Source organism: Streptomyces sp. NPDC042364, assembly GCF_056437585.1.
In genome coordinates this window covers 347,473-362,564 of record NZ_JBWKAJ010000006.1, presented here as the reverse complement: position 1 = coordinate 362,564, position 15,092 = coordinate 347,473, and the positions used below count along the sequence as shown (strand labels likewise).

Here is a 15,092-nt window from a genome sequence, read left to right as displayed (position 1 = left end):
CAGATCGCGATCGCGACGAGGCTCCACCGGGGCCCGATATGACAGGTCGGCGGCGGGCGACGAAAAAGGACCGGGCCGGACGTCCAACGACGTCCGGCCCGGTCCATCCGCTGTGGAGCCTAGGGGAGTCGAACCCCTGACATCTGCCATGCAAAGACAGCGCTCTACCAACTGAGCTAAGGCCCCGGAAGGGAGGCGTCCGCCCGGAAGTACCGACCACCGGGTGGCGCCGCAGACCAGAGTACCGGGTCACCCCCGGTATCTCGCAAAAAGATTGGGGGTCCCCGTGAACGACCACTCTCCGTAAGATGCTCGTCGTGGTTCGCTACAGCGAACCGCAGTTTTTGGGGAAGCGATGGGGAGACGCAATGGACGCCGCACAGCAGGAAGCGACCGCAAGAGCCCGGGAGCTGCAGCGGAACTGGTACGGAGAGCCGCTGGGGGCGCTCTTCCGTAGGCTCATCGAGGACCTGGGTCTCAACCAGGCCCGTCTCGCGGGGGTACTGGGCCTTTCCGCACCGATGCTGTCGCAGCTGATGAGTGGTCAGCGAGCCAAGATCGGAAACCCGGCCGTGGTCCAGCGGGTGCAACTGCTGCAGGACCTGGCGGGTCAGGTCGCGGACGGCAGCGTGAGCGCTGCCGAGGCGACCGAGCGCATGGACGAGATCAAGAAGTCACAGGGGGGATCTGTGCTCAGCAACACCACGCAGTCGACGACGAGTTCCGGGGCGCCCACGGTCAAGCGGGTCGTCCGCGAGATCCAGTCGCTGCTCCGCTCGGTGGCGGCCGCGGGCGACATCATCGACGCGGCGGACACCCTCGCCCCGACCCACCCCGAACTGGCAGAGTTCCTCCGGGTGTACGGCGCGGGCCGAACCTCGGACGCGGTGGCTCACTACCAGTCCCACCAGAACTGAGCGCAGGGCCCGGTCACCGAGACGGGGTCGGCGACCGGGCCGAGGCCGAGACGGGGGACGGCCGAAGCAGGGGGCGAGAGCGCAGGGCCGAACAGGCCCAGCGGGAACACCAGGACGCGACCGTAGGCTCGATGAGAGCCGGGAGGGAACGAGTCGGCGGCAGGGCCGGCCGGAGCCGAGAGCCGGAAGGCAGAGGGGGAAGAGGGGAAGAGCCGCACAGGGCGTCCGGGGACAGAGGTACGGAATCGAGCTCCGCGGGAAACCGGTAGGCAGAAGCCGACGCCGCGGAGGACGGCTCGGATGCCGTGTCCTCCGCCGACGGGCAGCCAAGGGGGGAGCCGAAGGGGGAACGACGCACAACCATGGGTGAGGTCTTCGCCGGCCGGTACGAACTGGTCGACCCGATCGGACGCGGGGGAGTCGGCGCGGTCTGGCGCACGTGGGACCACAGACGCCGCCGGTACGTGGCCGCCAAAGTCCTGCAGCAGCGCGACGCGCACGCTCTGCTCCGCTTCGTCCGCGAACAGGCCGTGCGGATCGACCACCCCCACGTGCTCGCGCCCGCCAGCTGGGCCGCCGACGACGACAAGGTCCTGTTCACCATGGACCTGGTCGCCGGGGGCTCCCTGGTCAATCTCGTCAACGACTACGGTCCCCTTCCGCCCGCCTATGTCTGCGTCCTGCTCGACCAGCTGCTGTCCGGTCTCGCCGCGGTCCACGCGGAAGGCGTCATCCACCGCGACATCAAGCCCGCCAATGTGCTGCTGGAGGCCACCGGCACGGCCCGGCCACGCCTGCGCCTGTCCGACTTCGGCATCGCCATGCGCCTGGGCGAGCCCCGGCTGACCGAGACCAACTACGTGGTCGGGACGCCGGGTTACTTCGCCCCCGAGCAGATGCTGGGGGCGGACCCGGACTTCCCCGCCGACCTCTTCGCGGTGGGCCTTGTCGCCCTGTACCTCCTGGAGGGCGCCAAACCCGACGCCAAGGCGCTCATCGAGCACTTCGCCGCCCACGGCACACCGAAGGCCCCCCGAGGCATACCGGAGCCTCTGTGGCAGGTCATCGCCACATTGCTCCAGCCGGATCCCAACGCCCGTTTCCGTACCGCCACGGGTGCCCGCAAGGCTCTCGCCGCAGCCATCGAGCTGCTTCCCGAGCCCGGCCCGGACGACGAACTGGTAGAGGTGTTCGACCAACTCGGCCCCCTCCCCATGGGGTTCGGCCCGGAAGGCCCCCTGCGGCGGGCGTCAGGGCTGGAACCGAGCGGACCGGGCACGGGCGCCACGTCCTCGCCGGCTCCCGGGCGGGGTGCGGCCTCCTCTCGGAACAATGCGGAGGTCCCTCCCGGGGACATCCCGCCGCACGGGGACGGACCACACCCGGGTGCGGAGCTCCCACCGCCGAGTGTGGGTGCTCCTCGATCAGGCACGGATGCTCCTTCCAACTCATCAGGACGGACTCCCTCTTGGCCGTCGGGCGTCGAGGTGACGCCTCCCCCTCCCCCTGTTCCGCCGCTCCCCGCTCAGCTGCCTGAAGCCACGCCGTCCCGGAGCCCGCTCGGGCAGCCCGGCCCGGGCGCCGTCCCCCCGGCTCCGCCCAACGGCTCCGTGCCTCAACCTCCTTACAGTGGCGCCGTATTGCCACCGCCCATGCCCAGCACAGCCCCGCCTGGGACCAGCTCAGGCTCCGGCTCGGGCGCCGGCGCCACCGCCGGGCAGTCATTCCAGGGGGCGAGTTCCTCCTCTCCGGAGCACCCCGGCCAGGTGGCCCCCGAGCCACCTTTCGGTGCCGTAAGGCCGGGGTCCGAGCCCATACCGTCGCGCGTCGAGCCCGCACCTCCGCGCCCCGAACGCGACCCCGTACCGTCCCAGCCGTCCTCGATGTCGGACACCGGGAGCTTCCATCTGCCGCCACCACAGGTGCTGGCCGCCCATGCTCCACCGCGTCGAACAGAGCCGCGGTACACGGAGCCACCGGCCGCACAGCCACCGGCTGCCGAGCCACAGCACCACACTCTCGGCCACCCCCGGCCCCAGGTGGATCAGCAGGCCACACCCACCACCGGGACGCCCCTGCACGCTCCGCTCCACGAACCCACGCAGGTGCCGTCCCCCCAGCCGCAGACGCCCCTGGACCCCTCGCAGGTCCCACCCCCGGTGGTGCAGCAGCCCGCGTACGCTTCCACCGGTTCGTTCACCGCTCAGGCCTCGCGGGTTCCACGGCGATCGCGGGCGAACGCGCGGCGCCGCCCCGGCCCGCCCGCGAAGGTGGTCATACCGGTCCTTCTCCTGGCCCTGTCCTGTTTTGCCGTGGGTTTCTGGGCACTGAGCCGGCTCTGACCCTCAGCCGGGCCTTCCCCGAGACCGCCCGCTACCTCCCCCGGGACGGCCCATGCCGGCCGCGCCTGGAAGCCCTGCCTCCACCCGGAGGTCCCGCAGGCCGCTCCGCCGCGGCCCGGCGACGTGCCACAAGCGTCCACAGCACCAGCCACAGCACCAGCAGGCTCCCCGTACCGATCCCGCCCGCGGCGACCGCCGTCATGGCGAGACGCTTGTCCCCGCTGACGGTGGCCCCGTCCGGACCGCCGGCGCTCTCCTCGCCGCCCGAACGACCCCCGCCCCCCGATCCACCTGTTCCCCCGGCCCCTTCCAGGGTGCCCCCCACCCCCGTCTCCGCGGCCTCCTGGTCCTGGCCGGTGACCTCGAAGACACCCCGGGGCTCGGCCTGGCCCAGATATCCCGGCCCGGTCTCGGCCCGGCCGGACACCCGTATCCGCAGGGTCAGCCCGATGGGCTTCCCGCCGAAGCGTTCGGCCACCGCCGACCCGAGGTGGACCGCCAGGTAGTACCAGCCGGCGAACCGCATTCCGCTCGCCTCGTCGTCCAGGGAGTAGCGGTTGCCGTAGGCGACCGGGGGGAGCGGGTCCAGGGTGGCGGAGCGCTGATCACCGCCGTAGTTCACGAGCACGTCGTCCACGAGCCCTCGGGCCGGGTTGTACAGCGACATGACCAGCGCGTTGCCCACATAGCCGTCGCCGCCGGTCGTGCTGCCCAGCTCGGCGGTGGCGTAGAGCTGCTGCCCCCAGTCGACGGGCACCTTGTAGTAGAGGGTGTCGCCGGCCCTGATCCCCGTCTCGTCCTGCCAGCTCCCCTGTGCGACCGGGGCCGCCGAGGCGAAGCCGCTCCCCCCTCGTCGGCGCTCGGGATCTCCCTGCAGTGCTTCGGGCGACGCGGAGTCCCAGGTCTCAGGGCCGCCCGTCGAGCCGCCCTTCTTCACCGCCGGCTCCCACGCGTAGCCGAGTTCGAGCCCCCACTTCTGCGTCGAAGCCCGCCCCCCGGAGCCCGACGACCCACCTGATGACAGTCCGGCCGAGGTTTCTGACGAGGCGCCCGGACCGGTGCGCTCGACGACGAGGTAGTACGCCCCGGCCGCCTGGCACATGTACTCGTCGGTGCCGATCTCACGCGAGGCCCAGGCGGTGACGGGGTGGGCGCTGCGGGTCGGCCCGAAACGCGCGTTCCCGTAGGAGCAGCGGTGGGCGTCGACGTCCTCGATGGAGACCCTGAGCCCCTCGGAGGCGGCGACGGTCGCCCCTGCCGGGGGTATCGCGGTGCCGGAGACGTAGGCGTCTGCGGTGGCGTCGAGGTCGAGGCGGTAGTAGAGCTTCTCGCCCGGGCCGACGGAGCTCCGGTACGTCCGACCCGGTGCCAGCCGTACCGCTTGCGTCGTGCCCGTCGAGCCGTCGACCGTCGTGGCGTCCTCGGCATAGGAGTACGGCGTCGGCGCGTCCGCCGCCATGGCGGGTCCCGGCTGTGCCGTCGCCATCAACAGGGCCGCTCCCACGGCTGCTGTCGCAGTACGCCACCAGACCGTGCGCCGCCCCATCACGCGCCACCCCTCGTCGTAGCCCCGGACGCGCCCATCCTGCCGTTCCGTCCGGGCGGATGCGCGCCTTCTCGGGGACGAGCGGCCGAAAAGCATCTCCCGGACGGAGCCCCCACTTCACCAATGCAAGCGAAAGATTCGCGAAAGTGAAGCATTGGCGCCGCGAGGCGCCGCCACCCTGCCTGAACGGGGGGCTCACATGACACAAAACCCCGACCGCGAAGCACGGCCGGGGTCTGCTCTGAGACTGATGTCGATGTTCACGAACCCGTGGGCACGGAGTCAGTCGCCTCCGTCCACAGATCCTGCTCGGCGCGATCCGCCTGGATCTGGCGGTACACGAGGAGCCCGCCGATGGCGGCCAGTGCGACCAGGAGAAGCTTCTTCACCGCGCGACCTCGTCTTTCCTTGACGTAGGGGACCTCTGGCGCCCGACTATACACACCGACCGATATCGATCGGTGACCTGCGTCGTCCCCTCAACTCCCGGCGGGGCGACCCCCGTAGAACCGGATGCCGCCGTTCCATCACAGGCTCATCACACCGGTTTCCCGCACGGCTTCGCGGCTCCGGAGAACCCTCGCGCCCGTTGCGCCCATCCGAGTGGTGTTGATCTGAAGATCGACGCGCCACGGGCGTCGGTCCCCCACTTCCGGACACTCATACACATCATGAGGAAAGTACGCAAATCGCCCGACCCGAAAGTGAGGGGCCATGGCCCAGAACAAGGTCATGAAGCTGTGGACCACCATCGTCACCGCCTTCCTCGCGCTGTTCACGGCGCTCGGACTCACCACGACCGCCGCGGCCACCGCGGTACCGCAGAGTGAGACCACCCGCAACTGCGCGGCCCGTACGGCGACCACGGCCCTGCCTCTCCCCTCACGCCCCCGCCCTCGCGCACTGCCACCCACGATGAAGCAGCGCATCCGCGCTGAGGCGCACGGCTCCTCGCCCTCCTGCCGCCATCTCACGGTCCCGAACAGCCCTGTGCACGAAGTGTCGGCCCGCGCCGTCCCGCCGGCCGCCCCTGACGCCGCTCCGGCACCGGTCGAGCGCGTCACACGTCTGCAGCGCTGATCCCCGCCGCGGAGACCGCGGCCGGCCACTATCGCTGAGACCGCGACCAGCCTCGCCCACCCGTACACCACGGCGATCCCTGCGTACGACGCCCCGACACCAAACGAGGAACCCCCGGCTCCCGTCCGGGGGTTTCCGACATCAGCACCACAGGCCCACTCAGGCACAGGCGCCGGCATGGTTCGGTGCCCCGAGCCAGCGCCACGCGACCACCGGGCGAGTCCCGGAGCCATTCCCCCGGAGCTACTCGGGTGCGCTCACAGGCACCGGCTTCCCGAAATCCTCGAACGCCACGACGTTGCGCGCCGCGCTGCCGGACATCTCCAGCGTCTGCTCGAAGCGCACGACGCGGCCGGATTCGTTGACCCACACATCACAGGCGAAGTCCTTGGTGCCGGTGGCACGCATCCTGTCGTACAGCCGACGGTCCACCGTCCCGACCTGGTCCTGGGTGAGACGCCCGGAGAGTCGGTACGCCGACGCCCCACCGATCTCCTCCGGCCCCTTTCGGGCCTTCGGCCCCAGATCCAGGAGCAGCTGCGCGTAGGCACCGTAGTCAGCCAGGCCCGCGCCCGAGGAGTCCAGCCCCATGCGCTGCCACTTCCCGACCGGTCCGTCGTCGTCAAGCGTTCGGTTGTAGGTCGCGTCCTTCAGCAGGATCGTCTCCGTATGGAGCGCCTGGTCCTTCGGCACACTGTCGGAGGTGGTCAAGGTCAGTTTGCCGGTGGGCGCCGGTCCGTTGAGGTTCATCCGGCCGGTCATCACAACCGTCAGCGTGGATCCCGTATAGGTCTTTGTCGTGATCTTCGTCGAGTAGGGCGCTGTATCGGCGTTCTTGAGCGCCTCAGCGACGTCGAACGAGCCACGGGACCCCGCTGCGGCCGGTGATCCGCTCTTCGACGTCGGTGCGGGGGCTTTCCCCGCCTCCCCCGCGCCACATCCGGTGAGCAGGACGACGGCCGCGATTCCGGCCGCCACAGTGGCCAAGTGGCGCATGACAGATGCTCTCCTCAAGACTGGCTGACAGGCGGCCGAGTCTGTCATGAGCACAATCGCAAGCACTCCACCTTTTCCGCCCCGTACGACAGCCCGGAAGGCTCCTCGCGGACCCCCGGCCGACACAGCCGTAGATGTCCTTTGAGCCATCCAACGGCTTCCCTCTGACAGCCATACCCAGAACCCCTGGGCCCTCCGATCTTACGAATGACCGGAGCAACCACCCTTGAAAGGTAGGACCCTCTGATCGGCTGACCGCCGCCGTTCACCCCCGTTGGTGTCAACCATGGGTGTCAAAAGACCCCCGGCCCTAGTGGACCGGGGGTCTTTTCGCTGGTGGGGCTAACAGGATTTGAACCTGTGGCCTCATCCTTATCAGGGATGCGCTCTAACCAACTGAGCTATAGCCCCGCCGCGCTCTGCGGTGTGTGTCCCGCGCGCTGACTCCTGAAGATTAGCGCACGACGTGGGCAGTCCCAAAATCGATACCCGGAGAGGGCCCGTGACCCGATGGGACACCCCGCAGGGGGCTTCTTCCAGGGCCGCCGTCGCCCCTACTCGTCCTCGGCCAGCGTCAGCTCGATGCCTCCGACGAAGCCCGCGGAGAGGTTGTAGATGAAGGCGCCGAGGGTCGCGAGGGCGGTGGCCAGCACGACGTCGATGACCGCGATGATCGTGGTGAAGATCAGCACGTTGGGCAGCGACAGGAACGACTGCAGATCGAAGCCGTTGGACTCGTTCGAGCCGGTGGCCTCGGAGATGGTCGCGCCGACCGTGGAGAAGACACCCATCGCGTTCATGACCATCCACAGCACCGCGGCCGCGACGATCGTGCAGATGCCGAGGGCGATGGAGAGCAGGAAGCTGACCTTCATCACCGACCACGGGTCGGCCTTGGCCACCCGGAGCCGCGCCTTGCGCGTACGAGGCGTCGTACGCGCCCCTGTACGCGGCATGCGCGACGCGTTCTCGTCAGGCGCCGGCTGGTAGGCCTGCGGCGGGTGGTACGGCCCCGTCTGCTGCTGCGGACCGCGCTCACCGGGGAGCGCCGAGCCGGCGGCCTGCGGCTGCGCCTGGCGCCCGGCCCCGCCCGGCGCGGCGGCCGGGCTTCCCGGTGCGGGCGACTGGGCCTGCGCACCTCTCGTGTCCGTCACGGTTCCCCCCTGCGGTCCCTGCTTCTCGGGCGAGGGTGAGGGCGACGCCGAATCGGTCGGGCTCGGCTTGATCGCCTTCAGCTGTGTCGTGTGCGTGTCCATCGCACGCGCGGCGGAGCCACGGGCGCCGCCGTCCGTTTCCGCACTGGTCGAAGTGCCGGACGAACTACCGGACGATCCGGCGCCCGTGGCTCCGCTCACGCTGACTCACTCCTCGTGCTACTCGGCCGAGGGCGCCTCACCCTCGTCCGTGCCGGTCGTCGCGACGCCCTCGGCGGTCTCCTCGACGGCGTCCTCGCCGTCGACCTCCTCCGCCTCGCGTCCCGCCTCGGCGTTACGGGCGATACCGACCACGGCATCGCGCTTGCCCAGGTTGATCAGTTGGACGCCCATGGTGTCACGGCCGGTTTCCCTGATCTCATTGACTCGCGTACGAATCACACCGCCCGACAGCGTGATGGCGAGGATCTCGTCGGTCTCCTCGACCACCAGCGCGCCGACGAGCGAACCGCGGTCCTCCACGATCTTGGCGGCCTTGATGCCGAGGCCGCCGCGACCCTGGACGCGGTACTCGTCGACGGCGGTCCGCTTCGCGTACCCGCCGTCTGTGGCAGTGAACACGAACGTACCGGGTCGAACAACATTCATCGAGAGCAGCTCGTCTCCCTCACGGAAACTCATGCCCTTGACACCCGAGGTCGCACGCCCCATGGGCCGCAGCGCGTCGTCGGTCGCCGTGAAGCGGATCGACTGTGCCTTCTTGCTGATCAGAAGGATGTCATCCTCTGCCGATACGAGTTCGGCTCCGATCAGTTCGTCATCGGAACCGTCCTCCTTCTCACGAAGGTTGATCGCGATGACGCCGCCGGAACGGGGCGAATCGTAATCCTTCAGAGGCGTCTTCTTCACAAGACCGCCCTTGGTCGCGAGCACCAGGTACGGCGCGGCCTCGTAGTCGCGGATCGCGAGGATCTCCGCGATCGCCTCGTCCGGCTGGAAGGCCAGCAGGTTGGCGACGTGCTGTCCACGCGCGTCACGTCCGGCGTCCGGCAGCTCATAGGCCTTGGCCCGGTAGACCCGGCCCTTGTTGGTGAAGAACAGCAGCCAGTGGTGGGTCGTGGACACGAAGAAGTGGTCGACGATGTCGTCTTCCTTGAGCTTCGCGCCGCGCACGCCCTTGCCGCCGCGCTTCTGCGCCCGGTAGTCGTCGGTCTTGGTGCGCTTGACGTAGCCGCCGCGGGTGACCGTGACGACGATGTCCTCCTCGGCGATGAGGTCCTCGATGGACATGTCACCGTCGTAGGGCACCAGCATCGTCTTGCGGTCGTCGCCGTACTTCTCGACGATCGCGGCGAGTTCGGCGCTGACGATCCCGCGCTGGCGGACCGGGGACGCGAGGATCTCGTTGTACTCGTTGATCTTCGCCTGGAGCTCGGCGTGCTCCTGGAGGATCTTCTGGCGCTCCAGGGCGGCCAGCCGGCGCAGCTGCATCTCGAGGATGGCGTTGGCCTGGATCTCGTCGATCTCCAGGAGCTCCATCAGGCCGGTGCGCGCGATGTCGACGGTGTCGCTGCGCCGGATCAGCGCGATGACCTCGTCGATGGCGTCCAGGGCCTTCAGCAGACCGCGCAGGATGTGCGCGCGCTCCTCGGCCTTGCGCAGCCGGAAGCGCGTACGGCGGACGATGACCTCGATCTGGTGCGTCACCCAGTGGCGGATGAACGCGTCCAGGGAGAGAGTGCGCGGCACCCCGTCGACCAGCGCCAGCATGTTGGCGCCGAAGTTCGTCTGCAGGTCGGTGTGCTTGTACAGGTTGTTCAGCACGACCTTGGCGACCGCGTCCCGCTTCAGGACGATGACCAGGCGCTGGCCCGTACGGGAGGACGTCTCGTCGCGGACGTCGGCGATGCCGCCGATCTTGCCGTCCTTGACGAGGTCGGCGATCTTCTGGGCGAGGTTGTCCGGGTTGACCTGGTACGGCAGCTCCGTGACCACCAGGCACTGGCGGTTCTGGATCTCCTCGACCTCGACGACCGCGCGCATCGTGATGGAGCCACGGCCCGTGCGGTACGCCTCCTCGATGCCCTTGCGGCCGACGACGAGGGCGCCGGTCGGGAAGTCGGGGCCCTTGATGCGCTCGATCAGGGCGTCCAGGAGCTCCTCGTGGGAGGCCTCCGGGTTCTCCAGGTACCACTGGGCGCCGGCCGCGACCTCGCGGAGGTTGTGCGGCGGGATGTTGGTGGCCATGCCGACCGCGATACCGGCCGAGCCGTTGATCAGCAGGTTCGGGAAGCGGGCCGGCAGGACGGTCGGCTCCTGGGAGCGGCCGTCGTAGTTGTCCGTGAAGTCGACGGTCTCCTCGTCGATGTCGCGGACCATCTCCATCGACAGCGGCGCCATCTTGCACTCGGTGTAGCGCATGGCCGCCGCCGGGTCGTTGCCCGGAGAACCGAAGTTGCCGTTGGAGTCAACCAGCGGCATGCGCATCGACCACGGCTGCGCGAGGCGGACCAGCGCGTCGTAGATCGAGGAGTCGCCGTGGGGGTGGTAGTTGCCCATGACGTCGCCGACGACGCGGGCGCACTTGTAGAAGCCCTTCTCGGGCCGGTAGCCGCCGTCGTACATGGCGTACAGGACACGGCGGTGGACGGGCTTGAGACCGTCGCGTACGTCGGGCAGCGCACGGGACACGATGACGGACATCGCGTAGTCCAGGTAAGAGCGCTGCATCTCCGTCTCGAGCCCGACGGGCTCGATGCGCAGAGTGGCCTCACCCTCGGAGGGCTCGGGCGTGGCTGGGGTGATCTCGTCGGCCATTGCTGGTGGGAATCCTTCCTGGTGCGGTCAGCTGAGACCGACTCAGATGTCGAGGAAGCGGACGTCCTTGGCGTTGCGCTGGATGAACTGGCGCCGGGCCTCGACGTCCTCGCCCATGAGCACCGAGAACAGCTCGTCGGCCTGGGCGGCGTCGTCGAGCGTGACCTGGCCCAGGACACGGTGGTCCTGGTCCATGGTCGTGATGCGCAGTTCCTCGGCGTTCATCTCGCCGAGACCCTTGAAGCGCTGGATCGAGTCCTCCTTGACGCGCTTGCCGTTCTGCCGGCCGAGCTCGATCAGGGCGTCGCGCTCGCGGTCCGAGTAGGCGTACTCGAAGTCGTCCCGGCCCCACTTGATCTTGTAGAGCGGCGGACGCGACAGGAAGACGTGTCCGGCCTCGACCAGCGGGCGCATGAAGCGGAACAGGAAGGTCAGCAGCAGGGTGTTGATGTGCTGGCCGTCGACGTCGGCGTCCGCCATCAGGATGATCTTGTGATAGCGGAGCTTCTCGATGTCGAAGTCCTCGTGGACCCCGGTGCCGAAGGCGGAGATCAGCGCCTGGATCTCCTGGTTCTGCAGGATCTTGTCGATCCGCGCCTTCTCGACGTTGAGGATCTTGCCGCGGATCGGGAGGATCGCCTGGTACTGCGGGTTGCGGCCGGACTTGGCCGAGCCGCCGGCGGAGTCACCCTCGACGATGAAGATCTCGCACTTGGTGGGGTCGTTGGACTGGCAGTCGCTCAGCTTGCCCGGCAGTGACGCCGTCTCGAGGAGGCCCTTGCGGCGCGTGAGGTCACGGGCCTTGCGGGCCGCCACGCGCGCGGTGGCCGCCTGGATCGACTTGCGAATGATGTCCGCGGCCTCGTTGGGGTTGCGGTCCAGCCAGTCGGTGAGGTGCTCGTGCACGACCTTCTGCACGAAGGTCTTCGCCTCGGTGTTGCCCAGCTTGGTCTTGGTCTGGCCCTCGAACTGCGGCTCGCTCAGCTTGATCGAGATGATCGCGGTCAGACCCTCGCGGATGTCGTCGCCCGTGAGGTTGTCGTCCTTCTCCCGCAGCAGCTTCTTGTCGCGCGCGTAGCGGTTGATCAGACCGGTGAGCGCCGCGCGGAAGCCCTCTTCGTGCGTACCGCCCTCGTGCGTGTGGATGATGTTGGCGAAGGAGTACACGCCCTCGCTGTAACCGCTGTTCCACTGCATCGCGATCTCGACGGAGAGGTGCTTCTCCCTGTCCTCCGCCTCGAAGTCGATGACGGAGGGGTGCACCACGTCTCCCTTGCGGGAGTTGAGGTGCTTGACGAAGTCGACGATGCCACCTTCGTAGTGGTACGTGACCGTCTTGACCTCGTGCTTCTCGTCCTCGCCGGCCTCGTCCGCCCCGGCGGTGGCCTTCGCGGACTCGCGCTCGTCAGTGAGTTTGATCGTCAAACCCTTGTTGAGGAACGCCATCTCCTGGAAGCGCCGCGAGAGCGTCTCGAAGGAGTAGTCGGTGGTCTCGAAGATGTCCGGGTCGGCCCAGAAGGTCACCGAGGTGCCGTGCTCCTCCGTGGCCTCGTGCTTGGCCAGCGGGGCGGTCGGGACGCCGAGCTTGTAGTCCTGCGTCCAGCGGTGACCGTCGGTCTTGACCTCGACGGCCACCTTGGTCGACAGGGCGTTCACGACGGAGACGCCGACGCCGTGCAGACCGCCGGAGACCGCGTAGCCGCCGCCGCCGAACTTGCCGCCCGCGTGCAGGACGGTCAGCACCACCTCGACGGCCGGCTTGCCCTCCGACGGGACGATGCCCACGGGGATGCCACGGCCGTTGTCCACGACGCGGACGCCGCCGTCGGGCAGGATCGTCACGTCGATCGTGTCGGCGTGCCCGGCCAGGGCCTCGTCGACGGAGTTGTCGACGACCTCCTGCACCAGGTGGTGCAGGCCACGCTCACCGGTCGAGCCGATGTACATGCCGGGCCGCTTGCGGACCGCGTCCAGCCCTTCGAGGACGGTGATGGCGCTGGCGTCGTACGCCGAGGATGAGGCCTCGGCCGTTCCGGCCAGGGCCTCGGTGGACGGGATGTTCTCGTTGGGGTTGCCGGAATCGGCCACGAAGCGCCCTTTCTGGCACAGCACAAGCCAGGCTCCCGGCGGGTTTGCCGGAGCGGCTGCGGCATGTTGCGGTGGAAGCCTTTGTCAGCGTTGCACAGTGTTTCCGAAGCGGTCCCCACGAATGGGGCGGGTTTCGCCTCCAGTCTACCGGTAGCGCCGACAGTGATGGGGGTTTGCCGGTACCTGAGTCCGCATGTGCCGCCCTCAACCGGTCTCTCCCGACTCCCCATATGCGGAGCGGGGCTCCAAGAGGCTCACGGAGCCACTCAGCGCTTTCGGGTGTCAACCCTTTGCTACCCCCGGGTCAGGTCGGCATTCGCAACCGCGTGCGAACGTGCGCGCCGGAGCCGAGGGGCACGCCACCGGGCAGCCGAGGGCTCCCGGTCGGGCGTCGAAATGTGACTACGGTCACCCGTAGGTATCGCCGGGACCGGTGCTTCCCGGGGCCCGCAGCGGGCCGTAGCGGTGGGCGGATCCGCCGGGCCCGTGGACCTTCAGCAGCCGTACGGTGCCGTGGCCGAGGTCCTCGTTGAGCCGGGCGACGAGCTGCGGGGCGAGCAGGCGCAGGTTGGTCGCCCAGGCCGTGGAGTCGCAGCGCACGTGCAGGACCCGCTCGTCCTCGTCGTACCGCTCCGGTACGCAACGCCTGGCCAGGTCCTCGCCGACGATCTGCGGCCAGCGGCCCATCACCCCGCCGACGGCGGCCGGCGTCTCCCAGCCCCGCTCGGTGATCAGACGGTTGATGGCGGAGCCGAGGGCCATCGGGTCCCGGCCGTCGGTGCGGGCGCCGGACCGCAGTCCGCCGCCGCGTCGCGCCTGGCTCTTCTGCTGCGCCGCGTCCCCGCGCGCGCGTGCGGCCTCCTTGGCGGCGCGCAGCGCCACCCGCGCGAGGTCCACGCCGGACGGCTCGGGAGTCTTCGGGCTCCCCTCGGATCCGCTCATACGCGCTCCACCGTTCCGTCGGACACGGCGAACCGCGTCCCCGTCAGCACGCCCGGCACGTCGTCGTCGACCGCGGCCGTCACCAGGACCTGCTCGCCCGGGGCGACCAGTTCGGCCAGCCGCTCGCGCCGCCGCGCGTCCAGCTCGGCGAAGACGTCGTCGAGGATCAGCACCGGCTCGTTGCCCTCGGCCCGCAGCAGGTCGTAGGAGGCGAGGCGCAGCGCCAGGGCGTAGGACCAGGACTCCCCGTGCGAGGCGTACCCCTTGGCGGGCAGCTGACCGAGCTTGAGAACCAGATCGTCCCGGTGGGGCCCCACGAGGGTGACGCCCCGCTCGATCTCCTGCTTGCGGGACTCGGCGAGGGCGGCCATCAGCTGCTCGTACAACTCCTCGCGCGCGTGGCCGACGAGCCCCGGCGACGAGGGCTTGTACTCCAGACCGATGGGGCCGCCACCGGGTGCCAGTTGTTCGTACGCCTTGTCGGCCAGCGGCTGGATCGCTGCGACCAGGTCCTGGCGCTGGGCGAGCAGTTCGGCGCCGACGCGCGCCAGGTGCTGGTCCCAGACGTCGAGTGTGGACAGGTCCATGCTGCGCCCGCCGTGGCGGCGGGCCAGCGCGGCCGTCTTCAGGAGGGTGTTGCGCTGCTTGAGGACCCGCTCGTAGTCGGAGCGCACACCCGCCATGCGCGGCGCCCGCGCGGTGATCAGTTCGTCGAGGAGGCGACGCCGCTCACCGGGGTCGCCCTTCACCAGCGCGAGGTCCTCCGGCGCGAACAGCACCGTCCGTACGATGCCGAGCACATCACGCGGCCTGACCTGCGACGACCTGTTGATGCGGGCGCGGTTGGCCTTGCCGGGGTTCAGCTCCAGCTCGACCAGTTGCTGCCGCTCGCCCTGGCGCACCTGGGCCCGGACGACCGCCCGGTCGGCGCCCATGCGGACCAGGGGCGCGTCGGAGGAGACACGGTGGCTGCCGAGGGTCGCCAGGTAGCCGACGGCCTCGACCAGGTTCGTCTTGCCCTGTCCGTTGGGGCCGACGAACGCGGTGACGCCCGGGTCGAGCGGGACCTCGACCCGGGCGTACGAGCGGAAGTCGGCCAGCGACAGATGCGTGACGTGCATGGTCGGGTGCCGACCTCCCCCAGGGTTGTGGACCGCCGTGCGGTCCTGTGGATGACTTCTCGTCGACCGTAGTGGTGCTGGTGCGTTCT

At 69.4% G+C, this 15,092-nt stretch carries 11 protein-coding genes and 2 tRNA genes; 3 read left to right on the top strand and 10 right to left on the bottom strand.

The window, feature by feature from the left end; genetic code table 11:
• Window positions 1-113: 113 nt before the first annotated feature.
• Window positions 114-186: transfer RNA gene (locus tag AC067N_RS15800), tRNA-Ala, on the bottom strand.
• Window positions 187-368: 182 nt separating this feature from the next.
• Here AC067N_RS15800 and AC067N_RS15795 point away from each other — a divergent pair.
• Both AC067N_RS15795 and AC067N_RS15790 read left to right on the top strand, forming a co-directional pair.
• Window positions 369-917: a helix-turn-helix domain-containing protein gene (locus AC067N_RS15795; protein WP_037689714.1), complete on the top strand. Its 549-nt coding sequence runs from the start codon at window positions 369-371 to the stop codon at window positions 915-917.
• 362 nt (window positions 918-1,279) lie between these two features.
• Window positions 1,280-3,259 carry a serine/threonine-protein kinase gene (locus AC067N_RS15790; protein WP_478679426.1) on the top strand — a complete coding sequence of 660 codons (1,980 nt, stop codon included), beginning with the start codon at window positions 1,280-1,282 and terminating at the stop codon, window positions 3,257-3,259.
• Between the two features lie 31 nt (window positions 3,260-3,290).
• Here the strand turns inward: AC067N_RS15790 and AC067N_RS15785 are convergent, their stop codons facing one another.
• Together AC067N_RS15785 and AC067N_RS15780 are read right to left on the bottom strand one after the other, a co-directional pair.
• A complete protein-coding gene (locus AC067N_RS15785) occupies window positions 3,291-4,745 on the bottom strand; it encodes a hypothetical protein (RefSeq protein ID WP_478679425.1) in 1,455 nt (484 codons plus the stop codon).
• A 320-nt stretch (window positions 4,746-5,065) separates the two neighbouring features.
• The gene (locus tag AC067N_RS15780; RefSeq protein ID WP_003999697.1) at window positions 5,066-5,194 is read right to left on the bottom strand and encodes a DLW-39 family protein; all 129 of its coding nucleotides are present in this window, start codon (window positions 5,192-5,194) and stop codon (window positions 5,066-5,068) included.
• A gap of 325 nt (window positions 5,195-5,519) precedes the next feature.
• Between AC067N_RS15780 and AC067N_RS15775 the strand changes: the two genes are divergently transcribed.
• The gene (locus AC067N_RS15775; RefSeq protein ID WP_478679424.1) at window positions 5,520-5,885 is read left to right on the top strand and encodes a DUF6344 domain-containing protein; all 366 of its coding nucleotides are present in this window, start codon (window positions 5,520-5,522) and stop codon (window positions 5,883-5,885) included.
• Between the two features lie 243 nt (window positions 5,886-6,128).
• Here the strand turns inward: AC067N_RS15775 and AC067N_RS15770 are convergent, their stop codons facing one another.
• The 7 genes from AC067N_RS15770 to recF form a co-directional block, all read right to left on the bottom strand.
• Entirely contained in the window at window positions 6,129-6,881 is a 753-nt protein-coding gene (locus tag AC067N_RS15770) for an SCO4651 family lipoprotein (RefSeq protein WP_478679423.1), read from the bottom strand.
• A gap of 334 nt (window positions 6,882-7,215) precedes the next feature.
• Window positions 7,216-7,292: transfer RNA gene (locus tag AC067N_RS15765), tRNA-Ile, on the bottom strand.
• Window positions 7,293-7,435: 143 nt separating this feature from the next.
• Entirely contained in the window at window positions 7,436-8,236 is an 801-nt protein-coding gene (locus AC067N_RS15760; protein ID WP_478679422.1) for a DUF3566 domain-containing protein, read from the bottom strand.
• Window positions 8,237-8,254: 18 nt separating this feature from the next.
• The gene (gyrA, locus tag AC067N_RS15755; RefSeq protein WP_478679421.1) at window positions 8,255-10,852 is read right to left on the bottom strand and encodes a DNA gyrase subunit A; all 2,598 of its coding nucleotides are present in this window, start codon (window positions 10,850-10,852) and stop codon (window positions 8,255-8,257) included.
• Between the two features lie 42 nt (window positions 10,853-10,894).
• The gene (gyrB, locus tag AC067N_RS15750; RefSeq protein WP_478679420.1) at window positions 10,895-12,964 is read right to left on the bottom strand and encodes a DNA topoisomerase (ATP-hydrolyzing) subunit B; all 2,070 of its coding nucleotides are present in this window, start codon (window positions 12,962-12,964) and stop codon (window positions 10,895-10,897) included.
• Window positions 12,965-13,348: 384 nt separating this feature from the next.
• Window positions 13,349-13,882 (bottom strand): DciA family protein, encoded by a 534-nt coding sequence (locus AC067N_RS15745; protein WP_478679419.1) that lies wholly within the window; start codon window positions 13,880-13,882, stop codon window positions 13,349-13,351.
• Window positions 13,879-15,003: a DNA replication/repair protein RecF gene (recF, locus tag AC067N_RS15740; protein WP_478679418.1), complete on the bottom strand. Its 1,125-nt coding sequence runs from the start codon at window positions 15,001-15,003 to the stop codon at window positions 13,879-13,881. The genes AC067N_RS15745 and recF overlap by 4 nt, the downstream gene beginning before the upstream one ends.
• Between the last annotated feature and the right edge of the window lie 89 nt (window positions 15,004-15,092).